General features: G+C 58.6%; 23 protein-coding genes and 1 pseudogene. 22 read left to right on the top strand and 2 right to left on the bottom strand.

What is annotated here, in order from left to right; translation table 11 throughout:
- From rpmF to QZ511_RS05125, 14 genes and pseudogenes are all read left to right on the top strand, one after another.
- Positions 1-90: pseudogene (rpmF, locus tag QZ511_RS05190) on the top strand (50S ribosomal protein L32); the annotation flags it as partial.
- A gap of 27 nt (positions 91-117) precedes the next feature.
- Positions 118-1,128 carry a phosphate acyltransferase PlsX gene (gene plsX / locus QZ511_RS05185; protein ID WP_295799981.1) on the top strand — a complete coding sequence of 337 codons (1,011 nt, stop codon included), beginning with the start codon at positions 118-120 and terminating at the stop codon, positions 1,126-1,128.
- A gap of 52 nt (positions 1,129-1,180) precedes the next feature.
- Positions 1,181-2,125: an ACP S-malonyltransferase gene (gene fabD / locus QZ511_RS05180; RefSeq protein ID WP_295799977.1), complete on the top strand. Its 945-nt coding sequence runs from the start codon at positions 1,181-1,183 to the stop codon at positions 2,123-2,125.
- A gap of 65 nt (positions 2,126-2,190) precedes the next feature.
- Complete coding sequence (gene fabG / locus QZ511_RS05175) at positions 2,191-2,946, top strand: 3-oxoacyl-ACP reductase FabG (RefSeq protein ID WP_295799975.1); 756 nt, start codon at positions 2,191-2,193, stop codon at positions 2,944-2,946.
- A 224-nt stretch (positions 2,947-3,170) separates the two neighbouring features.
- A complete protein-coding gene (gene acpP, locus QZ511_RS05170; protein WP_010130751.1) occupies positions 3,171-3,407 on the top strand; it encodes an acyl carrier protein in 237 nt (78 codons plus the stop codon).
- Positions 3,408-3,575: 168 nt separating this feature from the next.
- On the top strand, positions 3,576-4,817 hold the full coding sequence (gene fabF, locus QZ511_RS05165) for a beta-ketoacyl-ACP synthase II (RefSeq protein WP_295799970.1): 1,242 nt from the start codon (positions 3,576-3,578) through the stop codon (positions 4,815-4,817).
- A gap of 64 nt (positions 4,818-4,881) precedes the next feature.
- Positions 4,882-5,679 carry an aminotransferase class IV gene (locus tag QZ511_RS05160; protein WP_295799968.1) on the top strand — a complete coding sequence of 266 codons (798 nt, stop codon included), beginning with the start codon at positions 4,882-4,884 and terminating at the stop codon, positions 5,677-5,679.
- Between the two features lie 30 nt (positions 5,680-5,709).
- Positions 5,710-6,810: an endolytic transglycosylase MltG gene (mltG, locus tag QZ511_RS05155; protein WP_295799967.1), complete on the top strand. Its 1,101-nt coding sequence runs from the start codon at positions 5,710-5,712 to the stop codon at positions 6,808-6,810.
- Between the two features lie 9 nt (positions 6,811-6,819).
- Entirely contained in the window at positions 6,820-7,452 is a 633-nt protein-coding gene (gene tmk / locus QZ511_RS05150; RefSeq protein WP_295799963.1) for a dTMP kinase, read from the top strand.
- Positions 7,445-8,485 carry a DNA polymerase III subunit delta' gene (locus QZ511_RS05145; protein ID WP_295799962.1) on the top strand — a complete coding sequence of 347 codons (1,041 nt, stop codon included), beginning with the start codon at positions 7,445-7,447 and terminating at the stop codon, positions 8,483-8,485. Before tmk ends, QZ511_RS05145 begins: the two co-directional genes overlap by 8 nt.
- A gap of 71 nt (positions 8,486-8,556) precedes the next feature.
- Positions 8,557-8,910: a PilZ domain-containing protein gene (locus tag QZ511_RS05140; RefSeq protein WP_295799958.1), complete on the top strand. Its 354-nt coding sequence runs from the start codon at positions 8,557-8,559 to the stop codon at positions 8,908-8,910.
- Positions 8,911-9,026: 116 nt separating this feature from the next.
- Positions 9,027-9,803, top strand: a complete 777-nt coding sequence (locus QZ511_RS05135) for a TatD family hydrolase (RefSeq protein WP_295799956.1) — start codon at positions 9,027-9,029, stop codon at positions 9,801-9,803.
- A gap of 35 nt (positions 9,804-9,838) precedes the next feature.
- Complete coding sequence (locus tag QZ511_RS05130; RefSeq protein WP_295799953.1) at positions 9,839-10,468, top strand: dUTP diphosphatase; 630 nt, start codon at positions 9,839-9,841, stop codon at positions 10,466-10,468.
- A 78-nt stretch (positions 10,469-10,546) separates the two neighbouring features.
- A complete protein-coding gene (locus QZ511_RS05125) occupies positions 10,547-11,527 on the top strand; it encodes a malate dehydrogenase (protein ID WP_295799951.1) in 981 nt (326 codons plus the stop codon).
- A 117-nt stretch (positions 11,528-11,644) separates the two neighbouring features.
- On the opposite strand, the gene asnS is transcribed toward QZ511_RS05125, so the two are convergent.
- On the bottom strand, positions 11,645-13,045 hold the full coding sequence (gene asnS, locus QZ511_RS05120) for an asparagine--tRNA ligase (protein ID WP_295799950.1): 1,401 nt from the start codon (positions 13,043-13,045) through the stop codon (positions 11,645-11,647).
- Positions 13,046-13,282: 237 nt separating this feature from the next.
- Between asnS and QZ511_RS05115 the strand changes: the two genes are divergently transcribed.
- From QZ511_RS05115 to QZ511_RS05090, 6 genes are all read left to right on the top strand, one after another.
- Positions 13,283-13,819: a DUF2244 domain-containing protein gene (locus QZ511_RS05115; protein WP_295799978.1), complete on the top strand. Its 537-nt coding sequence runs from the start codon at positions 13,283-13,285 to the stop codon at positions 13,817-13,819.
- A 133-nt stretch (positions 13,820-13,952) separates the two neighbouring features.
- Entirely contained in the window at positions 13,953-14,429 is a 477-nt protein-coding gene (bcp, locus tag QZ511_RS05110) for a thioredoxin-dependent thiol peroxidase (protein ID WP_295799948.1), read from the top strand.
- 387 nt (positions 14,430-14,816) lie between these two features.
- Complete coding sequence (locus QZ511_RS05105; protein WP_043316188.1) at positions 14,817-15,263, top strand: helix-turn-helix domain-containing protein; 447 nt, start codon at positions 14,817-14,819, stop codon at positions 15,261-15,263.
- A 142-nt stretch (positions 15,264-15,405) separates the two neighbouring features.
- Positions 15,406-15,738 carry a preprotein translocase subunit YajC gene (gene yajC / locus QZ511_RS05100; protein ID WP_295799936.1) on the top strand — a complete coding sequence of 111 codons (333 nt, stop codon included), beginning with the start codon at positions 15,406-15,408 and terminating at the stop codon, positions 15,736-15,738.
- Positions 15,739-15,863: 125 nt separating this feature from the next.
- Positions 15,864-16,898 carry a D-cysteine desulfhydrase family protein gene (locus QZ511_RS05095; RefSeq protein ID WP_295799933.1) on the top strand — a complete coding sequence of 345 codons (1,035 nt, stop codon included), beginning with the start codon at positions 15,864-15,866 and terminating at the stop codon, positions 16,896-16,898.
- A 202-nt stretch (positions 16,899-17,100) separates the two neighbouring features.
- Positions 17,101-18,759 (top strand): sodium:alanine symporter family protein, encoded by a 1,659-nt coding sequence (locus QZ511_RS05090; protein WP_295799930.1) that lies wholly within the window; start codon positions 17,101-17,103, stop codon positions 18,757-18,759.
- Between the two features lie 88 nt (positions 18,760-18,847).
- Here the strand turns inward: QZ511_RS05090 and QZ511_RS05085 are convergent, their stop codons facing one another.
- A complete protein-coding gene (locus tag QZ511_RS05085) occupies positions 18,848-20,182 on the bottom strand; it encodes a glutamine synthetase family protein (protein WP_295799927.1) in 1,335 nt (444 codons plus the stop codon).
- A gap of 225 nt (positions 20,183-20,407) precedes the next feature.
- On the opposite strand from QZ511_RS05085, the gene QZ511_RS05080 reads away from it, so the two are divergent.
- Together QZ511_RS05080 and QZ511_RS05075 are read left to right on the top strand one after the other, a co-directional pair.
- Positions 20,408-21,715, top strand: a complete 1,308-nt coding sequence (locus tag QZ511_RS05080) for an FAD-binding oxidoreductase (protein WP_295799924.1) — start codon at positions 20,408-20,410, stop codon at positions 21,713-21,715.
- Positions 21,716-21,838: 123 nt separating this feature from the next.
- Entirely contained in the window at positions 21,839-24,205 is a 2,367-nt protein-coding gene (locus QZ511_RS05075; protein ID WP_295799922.1) for a TonB-dependent receptor, read from the top strand.
- Positions 24,206-24,249 lie beyond the last annotated feature (44 nt).

Below are 24,249 nucleotides of genomic sequence, written 5' to 3'. Positions count from 1 at the left end.
AAGCATCACCGTCACCACGTGACCAAAGATGGCTTCTACCGCGGTCGCAAAGTGGTCAATGTCGGCGGCGACTCTTCCGAAGAAGAGTAAGCCTTGTCCAGCCAATTACGATTGGCCGTGGATGCGATGGGCGGGGACTTAGGTCCCCGCTCTGTCGTTCCGGCCTGTATAAGATTTCTCTCCCGCTATCCCGCGGCTGAGCTCAAGCTCTTCGGTCCGCGCTCCCAGCTTCACCCCCTCCTGACCAATCAGTCTGACTCCATGCGTGCGCGCCTCGAGATCGTCGACTGCGAACAGGTCATCACCCAGGCCTGTAATCCCGTTCAGGCGCTGCGCCACAAGCGCGAATCGTCCATGGCCCGAGCCCTGCAGGCGGTGGCCGATGGCGACTGCAGTGCCATGGTGACTTCCGGTAATACCGGGGCATTGCTGGCGCTTGGGCGCAGTATTCTCGGTACCGTCGAAGGTGTGCGCCGGCCCGCGCTCGGCAAGTCGCTGCCGACCGCGGATGGCAGCTGTTTTCTGTTGGACCTGGGGGCAAACATCGACTGCAGTGCGGAGGACCTGGTGCTGTTCGCCCGTATGGGGGTTGAGGCGCAGAAAGTCTTCGCGGAGAAGCGTGATGTCTCGGTTGCACTGCTGAATATCGGTGCGGAAGAACATAAGGGAACGGAAGAAATTCGCCGCGCGGGGAAGCTGCTGAGTGCAGACCCGTCGCTGAATTATGTGGGATTTGTCGAGGGGCACGATATCTTTGCGGGCGTTGTGGATGTTGTCGTGTGCAACGGCCTGATGGGCAATGTGGCGATGAAGTCCGCAGAGGGTGTCATACGACTTATCGGTCAAAAGACGTTTACGATCGACAAAAAGGCGCCGATCAAGCGTTTTTTTGGCCAATTAGCCATAAATCTATTGCGAAAATGGCGCTCACAGCTAGAACCCGGTCGCTATAATGGCGCCAACTTTTTGGGGCTGGCAGGCAATGTCATCAAGAGTCATGGGGGCGCCAGTAGTGAGGCGTTTTACCGGGCTCTGATTACCGCAAAGGAATGTGCAGAAGCCGATCTGGCCGAGCGAGTGGGCCGGTCGATGGCGCTGCAGTCGCAACAACAGACAGGATGTGACTGACGGAGTCTGACGAAGCGGTCCCGGTTCAGTTCAATTGGTTGAAGGATGTTCCATGACCAACTCAACTTTGGCTTTCGTATTTCCCGGTCAGGGATCCCAGCAGATTGGCATGCTGGCTGAGGCTGCGGCCGAGTTTCCCGAAATCGCCACCACCTTCGAACAGTCTTCCTCCGTTCTCGGCTACGATCTGTGGGATCTTTGCCAGAACGGCCAACAGGAAGATATCAATCTTACCGAGCGCACCCAGCCGTTACTTCTTACTTCCAGCGTTGCGCTGTACCGCGCCTGGCAGGCGAAGGGCGGCGCAACGCCCGCGCGCATGGCGGGCCACAGCCTGGGCGAGTGGTCGGCGCTGGTTTGTGCCGGGGTTATCGCCTTTGAAGATGCGGTGCGCCTGGTGCGCGAGCGCGGCCGCCTGATGCAGGAGGCTGTACCTGCGGGGCAGGGCGCCATGGCTGCGGTGATCGGGCTGGATGATGCCGCGGTAGAAGCGGCCTGTAGCGAAGCCGCCCAGGGCGAGGTGGTTGCCGCGGTGAACTACAATTCGCCGGGGCAGGTAGTGATTGCCGGTAGCAGTGGTGCGGTTGAGCGTGCAATCGAGGCCTGCAAGGCCGCGGGAGCCAAACGCGCCATGCCGCTGCCGGTCAGCGCACCGTTCCACACCGAGCTTATGCGCCCCGCGGCAGACAAGCTTGCACCGCAGATAGATGCGACCCAGTTCCACGCGCCGGAAACGCCGGTAATCCACAATGTGCACGCAAAATCCGAGTCCGATCCGGCGGCCATCAAGGCGTTGATGGTTGAGCAGATATACAGTCCGGTGCGCTGGACTGCCTGTGTGCAGGCGATGGCCGCGGCCGGAACGACGACCTTGGTCGAGTGCGGTCCGGGCAAGGTGCTGGCGGCGCTGGCCAAGCGTATTGATCGCAGCCTGACTGCCCACAATATCGAGACACCGGCGCAGCTTTCCGAGGCTGTGCTGGCTACCGCGCAATAACAATTCACAACACTGAAAGACGGTCGCCTGTGGCAGCTGCGACAGGTGTCTGATTGGGAGTAACTATGACACTGAAGACATCACTGGAAGGCAAGGTAGCGCTGGTTACCGGCGCTAGCCGCGGTATCGGCGCGGCAATCGCCGATCTGCTCGGGGCGCAGGGCGCCACCGTTGTCGGTACCGCCACCAGTGCATCCGGCGCCGAGAAGATCTCTGCGCGGTTTGCCGAGAAAGGCGTCCAGGGCGTCGGTCGGGAGCTGGATGTAACCAGTGCGGATAGCATCTCCGCACTGCTGGATTCCATCAAGTCCGAGTTCGGTGCGCCGGTGATCCTGGTGAACAACGCCGGCATCACCAAGGACAATCTGCTGATGCGGATGAAAGACGACGAGTGGGAGGCGGTGATCGATACCAACCTGACCGCTGTTTACCGCATGACCAAGAGCTGCCTGCGTGACATGACCAAGGCGCGCTGGGGCCGCATCATCAATATCAGTTCCGTTGTCGGCAGTATGGGCAATCCCGGCCAGAGCAACTACGCTGCAACCAAGGCCGGTGTCGGCGGCTTTGCCCGGGCGCTGGCGGCAGAGGTGGGCTCCCGTGGCATTACCGTCAATACGGTAGCGCCGGGCTTTATCGATACAGACATGACCAAGGTCCTGCCGGAAGCGCAGCGCGAGGCGCTACTGAGCAAGATTCCGCTCGCCCGCCTGGGGGCACCGGAGGAGATTGCCAGTGTTGTCGCATTTTTGGCCAGTGACGCCGGCGGTTATGTGACCGGTGAGACCATTCACGTAAACGGCGGCATGTATATGGGCTGATTTTCCTTCGGGAAAATCCTCATAAGTTGTTGATTATTAGGAAAATTTTCATCATTCAGACGTTGGTGAAGTGCGGTGCATTACATCCCGAAAAAATCAGGGTACAATGCCGCCTCGCATTAACCATAAGCTGTGTTAAGCGGTCATTGCTCCGGAGCTTAAAGCGAATGTTTTTTAGGCAGTGACCAAAACAGATTTTTATCCACTAGGAGTTAAATTGAATCATGAGCAGCATTGAAGAGCGCGTAAAAAAGATCGTTGCTGAACAACTGGGCGTGAAGGAAGAAGATGTAAAACCTGAAGCCTCCTTTGTTGAAGATCTCGGCGCTGACTCCCTCGACACAGTTGAGCTGGTAATGGCTTTGGAAGAGGAATTCGAAACCGAAATCCCTGACGAAGAAGCAGAGAAAATTACAACTGTTCAGCTCGCCATCGACTACATCAACCAGAACCTTGGTTGATAGCCGCTGGGCAGTTTAAGTAAGGGGTAATCACTTTTACCCGTTACACACGTATTGCGAGAGCCGTTCTATGTTGCATAGCGCGGCTCTCCGTGTTTTTGTATTGATGAAAAATGACCGGTGACGCATTAATTGTCATCGGTATCCTGAATTTCGGGGGAGGCGCTAGTGTCGCGGAGAAGAGTAGTTATTACCGGTATGGGCACAGTGAGCCCGCTGGGCAATACCCTTGACGATACCTGGTCCGCTTTGCTTGCTGGCAAGAGTGGTGCCGTAGATATCGACACTTTTGATGTTTCAGCTTTTTCAACGCGCTTTGCCGCAACCGTTAAGAATTTCGATCCTGAGCCCCATCTCGCGCAAAAAGAAGCGCGCAAGATGGATGTGTTCCTGCAGTACGGCCTGAGCGCCGGTATCCAGGCAATGGAAGACAGCGGGCTTGAGGTCAATGACAGCAATGCCGCGCGTGTGGGTGCCTGTATCGGCTCCGGCATGGGGGGCATCGCGGCCATCGAAAACAATGCAATGTTGATTGCGGAAAAGGGTCCGCGTCGCGTCTCTCCGTTCTTTGTACCCGGCGCCATTATCAATATGGTGTCCGGTAACCTATCGATCAAATACGGCATGAAAGGTCCGAACCTTTCAACCACCACTGCCTGCACCACCGGTACCCACGCCGTTGGCCTCGGCTTGCGTACCATTCAATACGGTGACGCGGACGTAATGGTCTGCGGCGGTGCGGAAATGGTGACCACACCTGTGGGTCTGGGTGGCTTCTGCGCGGCGCGCGCGCTTTCCACCCGCAATGACGACCCTCAGGCCGCCAGCCGTCCCTGGGATCGCGATCGCGATGGCTTTGTCCTCGGAGAGGGTGCCGGCGTACTGGTCCTCGAGGAATATGAACACGCGAAAGCGCGTGGCGCCAAGATCTATGCGGAGCTGATTGGTTTCGGTATGAGCGGCGACGCGCATCACATGACTTCTCCGCCGGAAGATGGCGCTGGCGCGGCGCTGTCCATGCGCAATGCGCTGAATGATGCGCAACTGGCAGCGGAAGGCATCCAGTACATCAACGCCCATGGCACTTCCACCCCGCTGGGAGACAAGGCCGAAATGGCCGCGGTGCGCTCGGTATTCGACGGCGCGCTGGACAAGCTTGCGGTCAGCTCCACCAAGTCCATGACCGGACACCTGCTGGGTGCGGCGGGCGCTATCGAGGCCATCTTTTCCGTGATGTCCCTGCGCGATCAAGTGGTACCGCCCACGATCAACCTGGATAACGTCGATGAAAGCTGTGCTGGTATCAACCTGGTGCCGCATACCGCGCAGGAACTCGCTATCGACGCGGTGCTCTCCAATTCCTTCGGGTTTGGTGGCACCAACGGGTCGCTGATTTTCAAGCGCGTCTGACCCGCTCCCCGCAAACCGCAATGGTAGCGCACGCTATCATTGCGGTTCTCAACTCTTTCTCACCATGAAGCAAGCGCAAGCCATCTATTTTGCCAACCGCGAGCGGGTCGATCAGCTACCGGCAGATGCGGATTTTGGCCCAGGTGCACTGGAAACCATGCGCCTCGAAGCGAATGGCATTCCTCTCTGGTCCCTGCACCGGGCGCGACTGCTCCGCTGCAGCGCGATTGCACCGGAGACGCTTGTGGCAATCGAAACTGTAATTCAGTCCCTATCGAATACCTGCAGTGGCTGGCACACTGCCGGCAGGGTGCGACTGCGATTGGGGCGTCGCGCTGGACAGCCCGGGTGGGATCTGTCTGTTGTTCCATTTGACCCGGGCACCCTGTGGCAAGATGGTGTGTCTCTGGTGCCGTGCACAACCGCGTTCCCCCGAGGGCAAGATAATCATCGCGGCTGTAAAACCCTGGATCGGGCGTTCTACCAACGCGCTGCGGCGGAGCTCACTGGCTCCGCAAGCGGTGAAAGCGACAGCCGTGAGGGGTTGCTGCTGGATGCGGATGGCAATGTCATCGAGACGCTGCGGTGTAATCTGCTGTTGTGGCGTGCTGGCCGCTGGGTGACCCCGAAACTGGAGCGGCACGGCGTGCGCGGGGTGATGCGCGACTGGCTGCTGCAGCGGCTGCCGATTGCTGAAGCCACAGTCAGCCTGGAAATGCTGTGCCGCGCCGAAGAAGTGGCATTATGTAACAGCCTGCGCGGCGTAATTCCGGTAGTCTCCCTGGAGGGTTCGCAGACGTGGTCCCGCAGGCGCGAGACCGCATCTCTCCAGAAACGGATAGCAGATGTATTGTGGAAGTAACGTGTAGTAAGGAACTTGTGGTAAGTAATTGTGGCAAGCAATAAATCCAACAAGAAAAAACAGCGGAAAAAACCCGCGCGCCGCGGCGCTTTTTGGGGAATATTCCTTATTTGCGTTGTCGCGTTCCTCGCGGCCATCGGCGGCGGTCTCTGGATCGCCGAGCGATCCCTGGTGCAACCCCTCGCCGTGGCGCCCGATGGTCTGCGCATGGATGTGGAGCCCGGCAGTAACCTGTCCCGGGTACTCAACCGCCTGGAGTCCCAGGAGGTGTTGCGTTCGCCGCGGATTATTCGGCTCTATGCCCGCATCAAGGAGCAGAGCAGCATTCACCCCGGGGAGTACATCATTCCCGCCGGGAGTAACGCCATGGACCTGGTGGCGCGATTGCACCGGGGAGATGTCACCAGTTATCGGGTGACCATTGTCGAAGGCTGGACTTTCCGTCAGGCGCTGGAGCAGGTGCGTGCCGCGGAGCGGATCACATCAACGGAAGCCGGTGACAGCGTAAGCGCCGCCGCCAGTGCACTGGGAATCAGTGGCAATCCGGAAGGCTGGATCTTCCCCGATACCTATGTATACCGCTCTGGCACTGCCGAAATCGAGCTGTTGCGCCAGGCGTACGAGCGCATGCAAAACATCTTGCAGGCGGAGTGGGAAGGGCGCGAGCAGGGCTTGCCTTACCAGACACCTTACGATGCGCTGATCATGGCTTCCATGGTGGAAAAGGAAACCGGCGCGCCCTGGGAGCGGGACGAAATTGCCGGGGTGTTTGTGCGCCGCCTGGATAAAGGCATGCGTCTGCAAACCGACCCCACGGTGATTTACGGAATGGGCGAGGCATACAACGGTAATCTTCGCCGGGCGGACCTGCGCAAGGCGACACCGTACAATACCTATATGGTCGGTGGCATGCCGCCCACGCCGATTGCCTTGCCAGGGCGCGAGGCGATTCACGCGGCCCTGCACCCGAAAGAGGGCGATGCGCTGTATTTTGTGGCCAAGGGCGACGGCTCACACCATTTCTCCGCTACCCTGGCCGAGCACAACCGCGCGGTGCGGGAATACCAGCTGAAACGCCGTACCGATTACCGCTCAAGTCCCGTACAGCCGGACGAAGCAGAACAACATTAAGAGACGATCATGCAATCGCCCAGAGGTAAATTCATCACCCTCGAAGGAGGGGAAGGGGTGGGCAAATCCACCAATCTGCAGTTTGTTATCCAGTGGCTCGATTCCCACGGGGTGGAATTTGTCCAGACCCGGGAGCCCGGTGGTACGCCGCTGGCGGAGCAGCTGCGCGAATTGCTGCTGCAGAAGCGCGCGGAAAATGTCGATCCCACCGCCGAATTGCTGATGGTGTTTGCTGCGCGGGCACAACATTTGCGTGAGGTGATAGTGCCTGCGCTGGAAAGCGGCAAATGGGTGATCTGTGACCGCTTCACCGATGCCACATACGCCTACCAGGGTGGCGGCCGCGGCCTCGACCGGGCATTGATCAGCCAGCTCGAGCAGACGGTGCAGAAAGATCTGCGTCCGGACAAGGTGTTGTTGCTCGACCTGGATCCGGAAATCGGCTTGCAGCGGGCCGCCGCCACCGGTGAAGCGGACCGCTTTGAAAGTGAACAGCTGTCGTTTTTCCGCAAGGTGCGGGAAGCCTACCGAGAGCGCGCGCTGGCGGCACCGGAGCGCTATGCCATCATCGATGCTGCACAGCCGCTGGTGGATGTGCAGCAGCAACTGGCGAAGGAATTGACGGGATTGTTGCATGGCTGAGGTGGCGAATACCCGCGAAGCAGGAGACATCGGCGTCCGGATTCCATCGCCCATGCCCTGGCAACTGAACCAGTGGCAGCGACTTGGCGCACAATGGGCGGCGGGACGCTGCCCCCATGCACTACTGTTGAACGGGCAGGCGGGACTTGGCAAGCGCCGTTTTGCGGAGGCCTTCAGTGCCTTGCTGCTGTGCGATCAGCCGCGCGACGGACTGGCCTGTGGTGAGTGTCGCGGCTGCCAGCTGCGGATTGCCGGTTCGCACCCGGACTTTATCCGGGTGGTGCCGGAGAAGGAACAGGGCCCGCTCAAGGTGGAGCAGATTCGCCAGCTGGGTGAATTTGTTGGCCGCACCAGCGGGCGCGAGGGCGCACGGGTGGTGTGGTTGTCGCCGGCGGAATCCATGAACGTGAATGCGGCGAATGCGCTGCTTAAGAACCTCGAGGAGCCATCGGGCTCGGTGGTATTCCTGCTTGTTACCGATAGCCCCTCGGGGCTGCTGCCCACTATCCGCAGCCGCTGCCAGAGCGTCGCCTTTCCGGTGCCGCCGCAGCAGGCGGCCCTGCGCTGGCTGGGCGAGAGCGGGGTAGAGGGGCCGGCGGCCAGCAGTGCGCTGGCTTTGGCTGGCGGCGCGCCGCTGCTGGCTGCGGCGCTGATGGAACCGGAAGTGCAGGAAGTGCGCGACCAGTTCTTCGGCGATCTGGCTGCGCTGGCGGCGTCATCGGCCAATGCGGTGGCGCTGGCAGGGCAGTGGGATAGCCCGGGGGACGCGGTGGACCTGAATCTGCTACTGCAGTTCTGGCAGAACCTTGTAGGCCAGATGCTCAAGTCGCGCAGCACCGACACGCTGAATGAGCAGCGGGTCGCTGGATTGCTGCAGCGCTTGCCCGGTACCGGGCCCGAAAGCCTGCGGCCGCTGTTCGGGTTTTATGACCAGCTGACCAGGGCCCGTCAGTTGCTGACGGGTAACAGCAATCCGAACCGGCGGCTGCTGATGGAAGAGCTGATGATTCGCTGGAGCAACCTGTTCCGGTGAATGTGCAGTAGACATGCCAATGGCGTCAGAGGTAACTTAGCGCCATAACGAGAATTTTGTTGGGGTCGAATATGAAAGGTATGGGTGGCGGCGCACGCAACGGTATTCTGTCGCTGAAAATCCAGGACAAGTCGGTACTTTACGCGGCCTATATGCCGTTTGTGAAAAACGGCGGTCTGTTCATCAATACCGACAAAAGCTACAACCTCGGCGACGAGGTGTTCCTGTTGCTCAGCCTGATGGAGGAGCCGGAAAAGCTGCCGGTGGCGGGCAAAGTAGTGTGGATTACCCCCAACGGCGCCCAGGGCAACCGCACGCCCGGTATCGGCATCCAGTTCAGTGACAAGGACAATCAGGCTCAGGCCAAGATCGAGACCCTGCTCGCCGGCTCCCTAGAATCCAGCCGACCCACCCACACCCTCTGACAGCGGTCCGCCGCCGCGATAATTGTCTCTGCAGTCTCGCAATCACACCGCCCGCTGGCGGTGTGCAATCTGTATAATCCCCCGCACATTCAACACAACGCACAAGGCTGGATTTGATGCTGGTTGATTCTCACTGCCATCTGGATCGTTTGAAACTTGATCAGTTTGACGGTGACCTGAACAAGGTTCTGGGCCTGGCCCGCGAGCGCGGTGTCGGTAAATTCCTGTGTGTCGGTATCAGCCTCGACAATGCCGATGCAGTCGTGGCGCTGGCAGGTGAGCACGACGATGTGGTGTGTTCCGTCGGGGTCCATCCGCTGGATGTGGATTCCGGGCTGGCGGATGTCGACAAGCTCGTCGCACTCTCGCAGCAGCCCAACGTGGTCGCTCTGGGGGAGACCGGACTCGACTACTACTACAGCACCGAGACCAAGGCGATACAACAGCAGAGCTTTATCGCCCACCTGCAGGCCGCGCAGCAGGCCGAACTGCCGGTGATCGTGCATACCCGGGACGCGCGGCAGGACACCATCGACCTGATTCGCGAGCACGGCAGCCGCGAGCATGCGGGGGTACTGCACTGTTTCACCGAAAGCTGGGACATGGCCAGGGCAGCACTGGACCTGAACTATTACATCTCCCTGTCGGGCATCGTGACCTTCAAGAATGCCGGGGAGCTGCGGGACGTTGCCCGCCAGGTACCGCTGGATCGCCTGCTGGTGGAAACCGATTCTCCCTACCTGGCGCCGGTGCCTTACCGCGGCAAACCGAATATCCCGGCCTATGTGCGCGAAGTGGCGGAATTCGTCGCCGAACTCCGCGGTATCTCGTACGAAGAGCTTGCCGAACGCACGACCGAAAACTTTTATCGACTTTTCCCCCGCGCCGCCTGAAGGCAGGCCCGGCAACCAAGCAGGAACCCAACGCGATGCAACAGCAATTGCACACCATGCTGACACTGCAGGACCAGATCAACACTGTCGTCAATAGCGACTGGCGCGGCCAGAATTTTCCCTGGTACCGGGCAATCTGGGTCGAGAGCGCCGAGCTGCTGGATCACTTCGGCTGGAAGTGGTGGAAGAAGCAGGACCCAGAGCTGGACCAGGTAAAGCTGGAACTGGTGGATATCTGGCACTTTGGCCTGAGCCTGGAGCTGCAGCAGGGCAGCCCGGCGGCGGTGGCCGAAAAAATGCAGCAGGTGCTGGCTGAAAACCATACAGCTGCGGGGGATTTTCGCGAAGACCTCGAAGCCTTTACCCTGAATACCCTGTCCACCAAGCAATTCGACCTCGCGGGGTTTGCACAATTGTTAAACGATGTGGACATGTCCTTTGACGATCTTTACCGCCGCTACGTGGGTAAAAACGTGCTGAACCGCTTTCGCCAGGACCACGGTTACAAGGACGGCAGCTACCGCAAGACCTGGGCGGGACGGGAAGACAACGAACATCTGGCGGAACTTGCCGAGGTGCTGGACGCGGCTGCAGCGGGGTATAGCGAGCAGCTCTACCGCGCGCTGGAATCCCGCTATCGCGCCACCGAGGAAGCTTTGGCCTGACGGCTTGCGACCAAAGGATAATGAAATTTATTTGTCAGGCCCTATAATGCGGGCGCCTGAAAACAACGGAGATAAATCGTGAAAGCACCTGTTCGTGTTGCAGTTACCGGCGCCGCCGGTCAGATCAGCTACTCGCTGCTGTTTCGCATCGCTTCCGGCGAAATGCTCGGCAAGGATCAACCGGTCATTCTTCAGCTGCTGGAAATCACTCCCGCACTGGAAGCGCTGAAAGGCGTTGCCATGGAGCTCGAAGACTGTGCATTCCCGCTGCTCGCAGGAATTGTCCAGACCGACGACGCGACCGTTGCCTTCAAGGACATCGAGTACGCACTGCTGGTCGGTGCGCGTCCGCGCGGCCCCGGCATGGAGCGCAAGGACCTGTTGGAAGCCAACGCGGCCATTTTCTCTGCTCAGGGTAAGGCCCTGAACGACGTTGCCGCGCGCAATGTGAAAGTACTGGTAGTCGGCAACCCGGCCAACACCAATGCCCTGATCGCCCAGCGCAACGCGCCGGACCTGGATCCGCGTAGCTTCACCGCGATGACCCGCCTGGACCACAACCGTGCGCTGTCACAGCTGGCGAACAAGACCGACTCCACCGTCAATGATATTACCCACATGACCATCTGGGGTAACCACTCCTCCACCCAGTACCCGGACCTGCACAAGGCCAAGGTAAATGGTGAAGATGCCATGGGTAAAATCGACCAGGACTGGTACGAAAACGACTTTATCCCGACGGTACAGCAGCGTGGCGCGGCCATCATCAAGGCCCGCGGTGCTTCTTCCGCAGCCTCCGCTGCCAATGCCGCCATCGACCATATGCGCGACTGGGCGCTGGGCACCGCTGAAGGTGACTGGACCAGCATGGGTGTATACAGCGATGGTTCCTACGGCATCCAGGAAGGCCTGATCTACTCCTTCCCCTGCACCTGCAAAAACGGTGACTGGGAAATCGTACAGGGCGTAGACATCAACGATTTCTCCCGCGCTAAAATGACTGCCACCGAGCAGGAACTGGCGGAAGAGCGTGACGCTGTAGCGCACCTGCTGCCGTAAGCCCGCTACGCACTGCGTAACGGCAATAAAAAAACCCGCACCTCGGTGCGGGTTTTTTTGTGTGCGGGCCCTGTATCTGACAGGGCCGGGCGGGCAGGTTCTAATCAGAACTTCTCATCAGAACTTCGCATTGCGCGGGGTGCGCGGGAAGGGGATTACGTCGCGAATGTTGCCCATGCCGGTGACGTAGGAAACGATGCGATCGAAGCCCAGGCCAAAGCCGCCGTGGGGTACGGTGCCGTAACGGCGCAAGTCCCGGTACCAGTCCAGGTGTTCTTTCGGCACATCCATTTCTTCCATGCGCGCGTCCAGCTTGTCGAGGCGCTCCTCGCGCTGGGAACCGCCGATGATCTCGCCGATACCCGGTGCCAGCACGTCCATTGCCGCCACGGTCTTGCCGTCGTCGTTCATGCGCATATAGAAGGCTTTGATGTCCTTCGGATAGTTCAGCACGATAACCGGGCGCTTGAAGTGCTTTTCCGCCAGGTAACGCTCGTGCTCGGAGGCGAGATCGATGCCCCAGGACACCGGGAACTCGAATTTCTCCTTGCAGTTTTCCAGGATCTCGATGGCTTCGCAGTAATTGATGCGCGCGAAGTCATTGTCGATGATGTTTTCCAGCCGGGAGATGGCTTCCTTGTCGATGCGCTGGGCAAAGAAGGCCATATCGTCCGGGCGCTCTTCGAGCACCGCACGGAACACGTATTTCAGCATTTCCTCTGCCAGGTTGGCGCAGTCTGCCAGGTCGGCAAAGGCGATCTCCGGCTCCACCATCCAGAACTCGGCCAGGTGGCGGGTGGTATTGGAGTTCTCGGCGCGGAATGTCGGGCCAAAGGTATATACCTTGGACAGCGCCAGGCAGTAGCTTTCGACGTTCAGCTGGCCGGATACGGTGAGGAAGGTCTCTTCGCCGAAGAAGTCCTCGCTGTAGTCCACTTCACCCTTGTCTGTCAGTGGCAGGTTGGTCTGGTCCAGGGTGCTGACACGGAACATCTCGCCGGCGCCCTCGCAGTCGGAAGCGGTGATGATCGGGGTGTGGACGTAGTTGAAGCCGCGTTCGTGGAAGAAGCGGTGGATGGCCTGGGCGATGCAGTTGCGCACGCGGGCCACGGCGCCGCTGACATTGGTGCGCGGGCGCAGGTGCGCGTGCTCGCGCAGGTGTTCCATGGTGTGGCGCTTTGGCGACATCGGGTAGGTGTCCGGGTCTTCCACCCAGCCGATCACGGTGACCGAGGTTGCCAGCAGCTCGATCGCCTGGCCCTTGCCCTCGGAGGCCTTGATGGTGCCCTCGATATCCACCGCGCAGCCGGTAGTCAGGCGCAGCACTTCGGACTGGTAATTGTTGATACTGGATTCCACCACCACCTGGATGGGGTCAAAGCAGCTGCCGTCGTGCACCGCCAGGAAAGACAGGCCCGCTTTGGAGTCGCGGCGGGTACGGATCCAGCCCTGCACCCGGGCGGTTTCACCTTCCCGCTGGCTGGATTTCAATAGCGTATCAATGGATTCAACTTGCATAGGTTGGCTCTTGTTGTATGGAGCAGTGTTCATTGTATGGAGCGGGGCCCGCATCGGGGCGCAGGGGCCGCGGCTTGTGGCCGCGGGCTCCAGTATTGTGCGACGCCGGGCATCTTGCCGCCTCGACGGGGGAAAATCCAGTCCCGGAGCCACGTGCCTGCGGCCAGTATAGGACCTGCTGCGAGACGTGACTCTTGGTTCCAAAAAGTGCTGTCCTACACTGGAGGGGTCACAGTGATGGAAGTAGTCATCATGGTCAAAGAAGTAGGCGGCCTGCGCGGGCGCCGGGCCTGTTTCCTCCTCGCGCCCAACCAGTCACTTTCCTTTGCCGGCAATCTGTGGGTGTTCATTTCCCTGGTCGCCGTGTCCCTTGGTATCAGCGTCGCGTTTGCACTTGCCGGAGCCTGGATGGTGATTCCGTTCGCAGCGCTGGAAGCGCTGTTGCTCGCCGTTCTGTTCGGGTACGTGTATGTGGAAGGTACCCGTCGCGAAGTGATCCGAATCAGTGACGACCGCGTAATTCTTGACTGCAGCCGTGGCAACCTGAAAAAGCCGGTCTATCACACAGAGTTCAACCGCGACAGCCTGTCGGTGCGAGTGAGGGTGGGCAGCACTCCGGCGGAACCCGCGTGTCTGACTTTCACCGGGCCGGAGGGTTGTCTGGAAATCGGTGACTTTCTCAGCGATGGGGAAAAGGCTGCCCTGGTGGAAAAACTGGGCGGCTGTGGCATCTGCGCGCGCAAAGACCAGTGCTTCCAGTTGAAGGATTTCTGAACTTTCGTCGGTGCTGCGCCTGCGAGCCCAGTGGGCTTTGGTTATAATCGCGCCAGCTTTGCGGTGGGTCCGGAATGTTTCACCTGGCCCAATCGCATTTGGATAAACCAAATTTTGCTCAGGGGAGGGCACCATGGCATTTCCAAAAGTCGGAAATCTCGCGCCGGCATTCACGTTAAACAACCAGTCCGGAGAAAAGGTCGCCCTGAAAGACTTCCGCGGACACAAAAACGTCGTGCTCTATTTTTATCCCAAGGCCCTGACCCCGGGGTGTACCACCCAGGCCTGCGGGATACGCGACAGCGCTGCAGAGTTTGCCGGGCGCGACACCGTGGTGCTGGGGCTGAGTCCGGACCCAGAAGCGAAACTGCAGAAATTTATCGACAAGCACGAACTCAACTTCGACCTGCTGGCAGATGAAGATCACAAGGTTGCGGACAAGTACGGCTGTTGGGGTCTGAAAAAATTTATGGGGCGTGAGTATATGGGACTGCTGCGCACCACCTTCATTATTGATAAGAGCGGTCGCCTGCAGCACATCATCGACAAGGTGAAGACGAAAACCCATCACGACGATGTCCTCACCTGGATTGACGAAAACCTGGCGTAATTGCTGTCAGGTCAGACAGGTCCGCTCGCGCCGCTGCGAGCCCGGTCCTGTGTTTTTGATCGCAAAATGACCGTTTTGCTGGCGGGCGATGGCACCTTTGTGAATTGATCGAAAAAAAATTGCTGTCGTCCCTTGCATTCTCCCAGTATGGTCTATACTGGCTTGTGTAAAGGAGCGCCGCCCAACCGTAAGGCCCAGAGCGATTGTGTGTGGTGCGAGGGAGTAGTACAAAAATCAATCTATCTGGGTAGGCTTCGATGCCTGTTTTCAGGTGCGCCCCCGCACCCAAGTAGTAGTCAGCAGTGCTGGCAGTGGTAAATAGGGACTCGCAGGAAGCGGGCGTAGAACAATAACCGCGGCTCACGGAACCCATTAAGGAGCAGCTCAATGAACCATATTCAGCCAGATCAAGCTTCGCTCTCAGAAGACAAACCTTTGCAGCAGGCCAGACTGTCGGGTGATCCCAATATTCTGGACCAGTTGTTGGCTCCCCCGGAAGCCACCAGCTTTGGTATTGCTGCGCGGGTGATCGATGTACTGGAACAAAGGATTGGAAAGGCATCCCTGGCAATTCGCCCGGTGGCTTCAGATCTCAGCATGTCTACCAGGACCTTGCAAAGACGCCTGCAGGAACACAACCTGAGTTTCGCATCCCTGCGCGATCACGTGCGCTTCCGCCACGCAGTGCATTTCCTCAAGGATACCGCGCTCAGTGTTGACGGAATCTCACGAATTCTGGACTTTTCTGACCGGACCAGCTTTACCAGCGCCTTCAAGCGTTGGACCGGTATGTCCCCCACCGGCTATCGTCGTCAGGTCCGCCAGCGATTCTGACCTGACAGCAGCCAAGCAACCTCGCATCACGTAATCCGGAGCGGCTACCATAGTAGGTAGTTGGCTGCTCTGGATTGCCTATGTTTAATAAAGTCGTTAGAGTTGGCGGCTAATTTTTGCCAATTCGACCGAGGTTTGGACCATGGATTTCTTTATTCCCGCAGCAATGGCGCAAGAGGCTGCACCGGCACCGCAGGGCAACCCGCTGGTAACCCTGTTGATGTTCGCTGGCCTGTTTGTGTTCATGTGGCTGTTTATTATTCGTCCGCAGCGCAAGCGTCAAAAAGAGCATCAGGAGCTGGTCACTGCGCTGAAAAAAGGCGACGAAGTGGTAATGACCAGTGGTATGCTGGGCCGCGTTGAGAAGGTCGATGACGATTACCTGATTCTGGAAGTTGCCGACAACATGAAACTGAAGTTCCAGAAGGTTGCCGTGCATGCGGTACTGCCGAAAGGCACCATCAAGAACATCTGAAGGTAGTCGTGTCGATGGAAGTGATTACCGTCGCGTGAATACCCTGGAAAACCCGGCACATGCCGGGTTTTTTATTGTGCATTTTTTAGCAAGTTTCCCCGCAAATCAGCAGATATGGATTACCCATGAATATCGAATACCCGGAGCGAGTATCCCTGGCTCAGCTGCCAACACCGCTGCAACCGCTGGATCGCATCACCGAGCGTTATTCAAAACCCTATGGCGGGCCCCGTTTGTGGGTCAAGCGGGACGATCTGACAGAAAGTGCCATGTCGGGCAACAAGTTACGCAAACTGGAATTCATCATCGCTGAAGCGCGGGCGACCGGTTGCGACACCCTGATTACCTGTGGCGGCGAGCAGTCGAATCACGCGCGGGCCACGGCACTGGCGGCGGCGAAAGCCGGGCTGCACGCGCACCTGGTCCTGCGAGGCGCAGCCACTGCCAGTAACAATGCGGAAGTGGATGGCAATTTGCTGGTGGATCATCTCGCCGGTGCCAGTGTGTCTATTTACCCGCTCAAGCAATATATCAATGAACTGCCGGAGCTGTTTGCATCCTGGTCCGCGTATTACGAGGAGCGGGGGCACAAGGCGCTCGCGGTGCCCACTGGCGGCAGTGACGGCCTGGGGATCTGGGGTTATATCCGCGCAGCGGAAGAGTTGATGCAGGATTGCGCGGCTGCGCAGATAGCGCCGGAGCATGTGATTTGTGCTACCGGAAGTGGTGGCACTCAGGCCGGCCTTACATTGGGGGCGCATCTACTCGGCGCAAACACGCAGATTACCGGTTATGCGGTGTGTGATGATCGGGCTTATTTTGTCGATAAAGTGAGCAAGGACGTGGCGGACTGGAAGGAGCGCTACGGAAAGAATATTGCACCGGAATTGTTGCGCATTGCGGTGAACGACCAGTATATCGGCCCCGGCTATGGCGTTGCCGATAAGGCGGTTTACGAGACGATTGCGCTGGCGGCGCAGTTGGAAGGGATATTGCTGGATCCGGTGTATACGGGCAAGGCGTTTCACGGCCTGCTGGAGGAGATCAAGTTGGGTGCCTATGGTGGTTGCCGCGATATTGTGTTTGTGCACACCGGTGGTCAGTTTGGCCTGTTTCCCCATCGCGCGCACTTTGGCAGTGTGCGAGCGATGGATGAGTGAAAATTATTTTTGCGACAAATGTCCGGATGTCGCCAGTGTTATCGGCAATATTTTCAATTGTTGGCAGAAATAGTGCCTATCCTGCTGATATTTAGGGGATTACTGTTCTAGCCGAACTTTAACTGATAATCTGCCCGTCATCTGGCGCACGAGCCAATTGCTGAGCAAAAATCAAACAAAATAAATTGCAGTGGGGGTTAGTTTGGAATCATTCAATCAACTGTTGTTATCCCTGGACGGGTTGCTCGGGTCTGCACCCTGGTTTCCGTGGGTGCTTTTGGGGGTCGGTTTTTTCTTCACGATCTACCTGGGTTTTCCGCAGGTTCGCTATTTCGGGCACGCGATCAAGATCGTGCAGGGCAAATACGACAAGCCAGGCGACCCCGGTGATACGTCACACTTTCAGGCACTTTCCACTGCACTCTCAGGCACCGTTGGTACCGGTAATATTGGCGGTGTGGGCCTGGCGATTTTTCTCGGTGGCCCGGCGGCGCTGTTCTGGATGTGGGTAACCGCATTTCTCGGGATGACAACAAAGTTTGTCGAGGTAACCCTCTCGCACAAGTACCGTATCAAGGCCGCAGATGGTTACTTTGCCGGTGGACCCATGTTCTACATGGAGCGCCGACTGAACATGAAGTGGCTGGCGGTTATCTTCGCTATCGCCACCGTGATCAGTTCATTCGGCACCGGTAGCCTGCCGCAGGTCAACAATATTGCGCAGGCGATGTACGACACCTTCGGTATCAACAAGATGCTCACCGGCGGTGTGCTCGCGATTCTTCTGGGGATGGTCATCATCGGCGGCATTACCCGGATTGCCAAAGTGACCTCCACCATCGTACCGGTGATGGCATTGCTCTATGTGATCGGTGCCCTCGGTGTAATCCTGTACAACTACGAAAATATCCTGCCGTCTTTCGCCGCGGTATTCTCCGATGCCTTTAACGGCAGTGCGGCAGCGGGTGGCTTCCTCGGTGCGACATTTGCGTACGCGTTCAACCGCGGCGTAAACCGCGGACTCTTCTCCAACGAAGCGGGCCAGGGCTCGGCTCCGATTGCGCACGCCGCGGCGCGCGCCGACGAGCCGGTATCCGAGGGCATGGTGTCCCTGCTGGAGCCGTTCATCGACACCCTGATCATCTGTACCCTGACCGGTCTGGTGATTCTCTCTTCCGGGGTGTGGACCGAGAAACACATGAACCGCTTCGAGCGCGCGGATATGGTTGTCGTTGCCGGCGCTTTCTCCGACAAGGAAGCGGCGGATGTGGATCAGCTGTTCGGTTACCTCAGTGGCCACGAATCCGAGGTGAAGTCGTTTACCGGTACTGTAGTGGTAGCCGATGGCCGCCCGCTGAACCAGGACGAATTCACCATCATCAATGCCCGCTCGGTGGCGGAAGATGTGGAATTCCGGGTAGGGGATGACAGCTACAGCGGCGTGCTCAATGTGAATGAAGGTCGCTTCGTCAATGAGCAGGTCGATGTCTGGGGCAACTCGCTGGTGCACTCGGTCGCACTGACCAACAAGGCGTTCCAGCGCGGTTTCTTCGGTGAGTACGGCAGTTATATCGTGACACTGGGGATTCTGTTGTTCGCCTTCTCCACTGCCATCGCCTGGTCCTACTACGGCGACCGCTCGATGATCTACCTGTTCGGTCCGAAAGCGGTGATGCCGTATCGCCTGGTGTATGTGGTGGCGTTCTTCTGGGCGGCAATCGAGGATACCACCATTATCTGGAACCTTTCGGCGGTGGCCATTGTGTTGATGACGCTGCCCAACCTGTTCGGTATTTCCATTCTGGCAAGGGAAATGAAAGATACCGTGAAGGAATACTGGAAGGATCCCAGCCACAAATGATCCGACGGTTGTGCCCGGCAAATGCCGGGCAGGCATAAAAAAACCCGGCAAGTGCCGGGTTTTTTTATGGGGCAAATTGCCGATCAGTTCATACGTTCAGCAGCAGGTACTCCCGTTCCCAGGAACTGATTACGCGGTTGAATTCCTCGTATTCATCCCGTTTGATCGCCGCCCACGCGCGTACGAATTTTTCCCCGAACATGTCTGCGGCTTCCGGGCACTCCGCCAGCAGGCTGAGCGCGTGCTCCTGGGTGCGGGGCAGGGTAATGGGCTCCTGAGAGCAGTCACCGTGGTAGGGCTTGCTCGGTTTGACCTTGTTCATGATGCCCAGGTAACCGCACGCGAGTGAAGTGGCGATGGCCAGGTAGGGGTTGCAGTCGGCACCGGGGAAGCGGTTTTCCAGGCGCTTTCCCTGCGGTGAACTGTCCGGTACCCGCAGGCCGGTGGTGCGGTTGTCGTAGCCCCAGTGCAGGCTGGTCGGTGCAGCAATCTCCGGAGTAAAGCGCCGGAAAGAATTCACGTTCGGGGCGAAGAAGGTAATAAAACCGGGGGTATATTTCTGCATGCCACCGATAAAGTGCATGAAGGTTTCATTTTCCTCGCCGTTTTCGTCGACGAAAATATTCTTGCCGGTTTTCGCATCGACAATGCTCTGGTGGATATGTAGTGCGCTGCCGGGTTCATCCTCCATGGGCTTGGCCATAAAGGTGGCGTAGATGCCGTGGCGCAGTGCGGTTTCGCGCACCGTGCGCTTGAAGGTGAATACCTGATCCGCCAGCTTCAGTGGGTCGCCGTGCAGGAAGTTGATTTCCATCTGCGCGGTGCCGGACTCGTGAATCAGGGTGTCCACATCCAGCCCCTGAGCCTCAGAGAAGTCGTACATGTCTTCAATGATGGCTTCGTATTCATTGGCCGCATCAATGCTGTAGGACTGACGGGTTTTTTCCGTGCGGCCAGAGCGACCTACCGGGGCAGAGAGCTTCTCGTCCGGATCCAGGTTGCGCTTTACCAGGTAGAATTCCACCTCTGGTGCCACTACCGGTTTCCAGCCCTGTTCCTCGTATTTCTGCAGAACGAATTTGAGGATATTGCGGGTACTGATGGGGTGGGGCTTGCCATCCCGGGTGTAGCAGTCGTGAATGATCTGCGCGGTGGGCTCATTTGCCCAGGGGTTGAGGCGGATGGAGTCGGCGTCGGGTTCCAGCAGCATGTCAGTGTCTGCCGGATCCACCAGTTCGTTGTGCTCGTCGACGTAATCGCCGGTGACCGTCTGCACCAGAATGCTTTCCGGCAGGCGGCTGTCCTGGGCGAGGAATTTGCTCGTCGGGGTGAATTTGCCCCGCGCATTTCCGGACATGTCCGGTACCAGGCACTCGACTTCAGAGATGGAATGTTCCGCGAGCCACTGGGTAATCTTGTCCATGTTACACCTTGATTGTGTATGGTCGTCCCCGGAATGGGGTTTATTAGTATATGCCCCCGCCGGGCCGCGACCAGAAGGCGGCCCCTGAATGGCGTCAGGCCTGCAAAAACGGTACTTCCACAGCTACCGGTTATTGCAGGCTTTGATTATGGCAAAAAACCGAATTATCATTCAATAAATATTTGAATGATAATTCGGTTTTTCGATCTTATCTGGAGCTAATGTATGTCCGCCAGTGGAACCGTCACCAAACTGTTAGGCCACACCGATTCCTACTATGCCGCGAGTGCGAACGCGGCGCACCAATATCCGGCGCTCGACCAGCAGGTGGAAGCCGATGTGTGCATTATTGGTGCAGGCTATACCGGTCTTTCTTCGGCGCTGCATCTTGCCGAGCAGGGTTACAAGGTGGTGGTGCTGGAGGCGGAGCGGATCGCCTGGGGAGCTTCGGGGCGCAACGGCGGCCACGTGGGAGTAGGGCAGCGCAAGGGCCAGGAAGATCTCGAGAAGATGCTCGGGCTGGATACCGCTCGGGCGCTCTGGGATCTGGGGCTTGAGGCGGTCGAGCTGGTGGAAGACCTGATCCAGCGCCACAACATCCAGTGTGACCTGAAACGGGGCATTATGCACCTGGCCGCCAAGCCCAGTCACAATGCCTGGCTGCAAGAGGAGACCGAGCTGCTGCAGGAGCGTTACGGCTACCAGCACATGCGCTACGCGGACAGGGATGAGATTCGCAGCCTGGTGGGCTCGGACCGCTACCACGGAGGCCAGATCGATAGCGGCTCGCTGCACCTGCATCCCCTCAACTATGCCCTGGGGCTGGCGGATGCCGCGGCCAAGGCTGGCGTGCAGTTCTATGAGTACAGCCGGGTGACCAGCTATACCGGCGGCAACCCGTGCGTCGTCAATACCGCAAAAGGGCGGGTGCGGGCGAAGAATGTGATTCTCGCCTGCAACGGCTACCTGGGTGGTCTGGAACCGCGCCTGGCCGGCAAAATCATGCCGATCAACAATTTCGTCCTCGCCACCGAGCCCCTTCCGGAAAGCTTGGCACAGGAATTGATAGCGAATGACTACGCGCTCCAAGACACGCTATTTGTGATCAATTATTGGAAGCTCTCCGGGGATAACCGCCTGGTATTTGGCGGTGGCGAGAACTACACATCGCGGTTCCCCCAGGATATCCGGGCCTTCGTGCGCAAGTACATGCTGGAGGTCTATCCGCAGCTGGCGGATACCAGGGTGGACTACGGCTGGGGGGGAACCCTCGCCATCACCCTGAACCGGATGCCCTGTGTCGGTCGCCTGGAACCCAATGTCTATTACAGCCAGGGGTATTCAGGTCACGGTGTGCCGACAGCGACCTTTGCCGGCAAATTGCTGGCAGAAGTTGTTGCAGGTACCGAAGAGAGATTTGATATATTGGCGCGCATACCAACGCCGAGCTTCCCGGGAGGGACGCTGTTGCGTTGGCCCGGGTTGGTAGCGGGAATGCTCTATTACAGCTTGAAGGACAAGCTGGGCCGGTGAAGTAGAAATTGAATAATCGTTCGGTTTGTGGGATAACAAGCTGAACGACTCAATCTCCGGGTCACGTCCTGAGTGGTAGTTAATGGGCCGAATCCCGATAAAAATAACCTACGGGGAGTTACGATGAACCTGACAGACCAGCCATTCGCAGCCAGAAAACACCTGCTGGCCTCCGCCATCGGCGCAGTTGTATTTACCGTCAGTGGCGGTGTTTCCGCAGCGCCGGAAATCGAAGAGGTGACCGTCACCGCGCAGATGCGTGCCGAATCTCTGAAAGATGTACCGATGGCGGTCAGTGCCTTCACCGGTGATACCGTCAAGAACAGCAATCTGAGCGATTTCAAAGATCTGTTTGCGCTGACCCCGGGGGTTTCCGGCGAAACCAACGATTCATACTTTGACTCCGTGTCCGTACGCGGCGTCAACAACAACAGCTTTGGCAGCGGCAGCGACCCGGCCCTGGGCATCTTCCTCGACGGCGTTTACCAGAGCCGCACCGGCGCCACCCCGAGCATGTACGACCTGGAGAGGGTGGAAGTGGTCAAGGGGCCGCAGGGCACCCTGTTCGGCCGCAATACCGCATCCGGCGCCATTTCCATGGTTTCCAAGAAGCCGGGCGAAGTCTTTGGTGGTGATATTTCCGTAGGTGCCGGCCAGTACGGTCGCAGCGAGATCGAAGGCGGTATGGACGTGCCCGTCAGCGAGGATTTTGCCGTGCGCATTGCCGGCAAGCACTTCTCTGAAGATGGCCACGTCGAGAACCTGGCCGGCGGCCGCGATCTGGGTGCCAGCGAGCTGAACGCGATGCGCATGACCGCGGTGTACGACGGTTTCGACGCAACCACCGTGACCCTGATGGCCCAGTATGAGGACCGTGAGAGCGACGGTACCATCTACCGCGCCTTCGACAGCGGTGCCGGCTATACCTATGCGATCCCGGAAGGGGACTACGACCAGGTTTATAACGACGTCGAGGGTATCGATCAGTCCGAGATCGCCGACGTCGTGTTGACCGTCGAGCACGAGCTGGCAGGCGGTAATACCTTTACTTCCATTACCGGCTACAAGACCCACAATTACACCTACCGGGAAGACTTCGACGGCACCCCGGAGGCGATCGACACCTACGTGCGCGATCAGTCCGGCGACTTCTTCAGCCAGGAATTCCGCCTCGCCTCAAACAGCAGTGGCCCGTTCAACTATGTGCTCGGCGCTTCCTACTATCAGGAGGAGGTGGATGCCTTCTTCGCCGGTATCGACCAGGAAGACTTCATCTGTGATGGCATCTACGCCGACGAGTGGGAAGAGGGGCTGGACAGCTTCGTAACCTGCGACATGCTGCCCCAGGATGTGCTCGATGAAGCCTTTGGTTTTGAAGGGGAGCCCTGGGAGTACGCGCCGGGCAGGCAGTCCATCGAAGCTGCGGATACCCTGGGTGAATACTCCGGCTGGGGTGTTTTCGCCAACACCACTTACGACCTGACCGACGCCACCACCCTCGGCTTTGGTGTGCGCTACACCGAAGACCAGAAGACTTACGACGTGGTTTCGCCGTGGCCGGACACCTGGACTGGTGGCTGGAACTACCAGGCGATGTACACCGATGAAGACGGCATCAGCGGCGACCACACCTGGGACAACGTTTCCGGACGCGTGACCCTGACCCATGTGATCAGCGATGCACTGACCACCTATGCCAGCGTTGCCACCGGCTACAAGTCCGGCGGCTTCGACTACCTGTCCTACCACATCACCGATCCGGCATACGGCACCGATGAAGATAGCCAGTACGAGTGGCTGGACGAGCAGGGTTACGAGGTCAACGCCAGCAATGCCGAGCCGAGCCGTTTCGACGAGGAAACCGTACTGTCTTACGAACTGGGTGTGAAAGCGCGTTTGCTGGACAACCGCCTGGCCCTGAATGCGGCCGCATTCCAGTATTCCTACGAAGACATGCAGCAGGCGTTCTGGGTGGGTGCCGCGGCAATTACCCGCAACGTGGGTGAGTCTGAAGGCCGCGGTCTGGAAGTGGACGCGCGCTGGCTGATCACCGACAACCTGGACCTGTACTTCGGCGCCGCGCTGCTGGATACCAAGTTCAGCGGTGCGCCGGAAGAGCTGTGCGATGCCTGTAATGGCAATGAAATGGCGTTCTCACCGAAGTTCTCCTCCGCTACGGTCCTGACTTATACCCAGAGCACCAGCTTTGGCGAGCTGGCTTACTCCGGTGAGTACACCTACACCGGTGAGCAGTGGTCCGACCTGGAAAACACCGAGGCGGTGAAGCTGGATGCGCGCAATGTGATGAACCTGCGTGTCGCGCTGACTTCTGCGGACGACACCTGGACTGCGGGTATCTATGCGGAAAACCTGACCGGCGAAGAGTACTACCACTGGGGTTACGCCGAAGCGCTGTACAACCTGCCGGCCACCAAGACCGACCCGTCCCGCGGTCGCGTAGTGGGCGTCAACATGGACTACCGCTTCTAACGCTTCTGATCCGTCAATCTCACAGGATGGACAAAAAAACCGGC

The sequence above is a fragment of the uncultured Microbulbifer sp. genome (genome assembly GCF_913055755.1).
Classification (GTDB): Bacteria; Pseudomonadota; Gammaproteobacteria; order Pseudomonadales; family Cellvibrionaceae; genus Microbulbifer.
The sequence above is the reverse complement of the archived record's forward strand: the minus strand, read 5'-3'. Positions and strand labels throughout refer to the sequence as shown.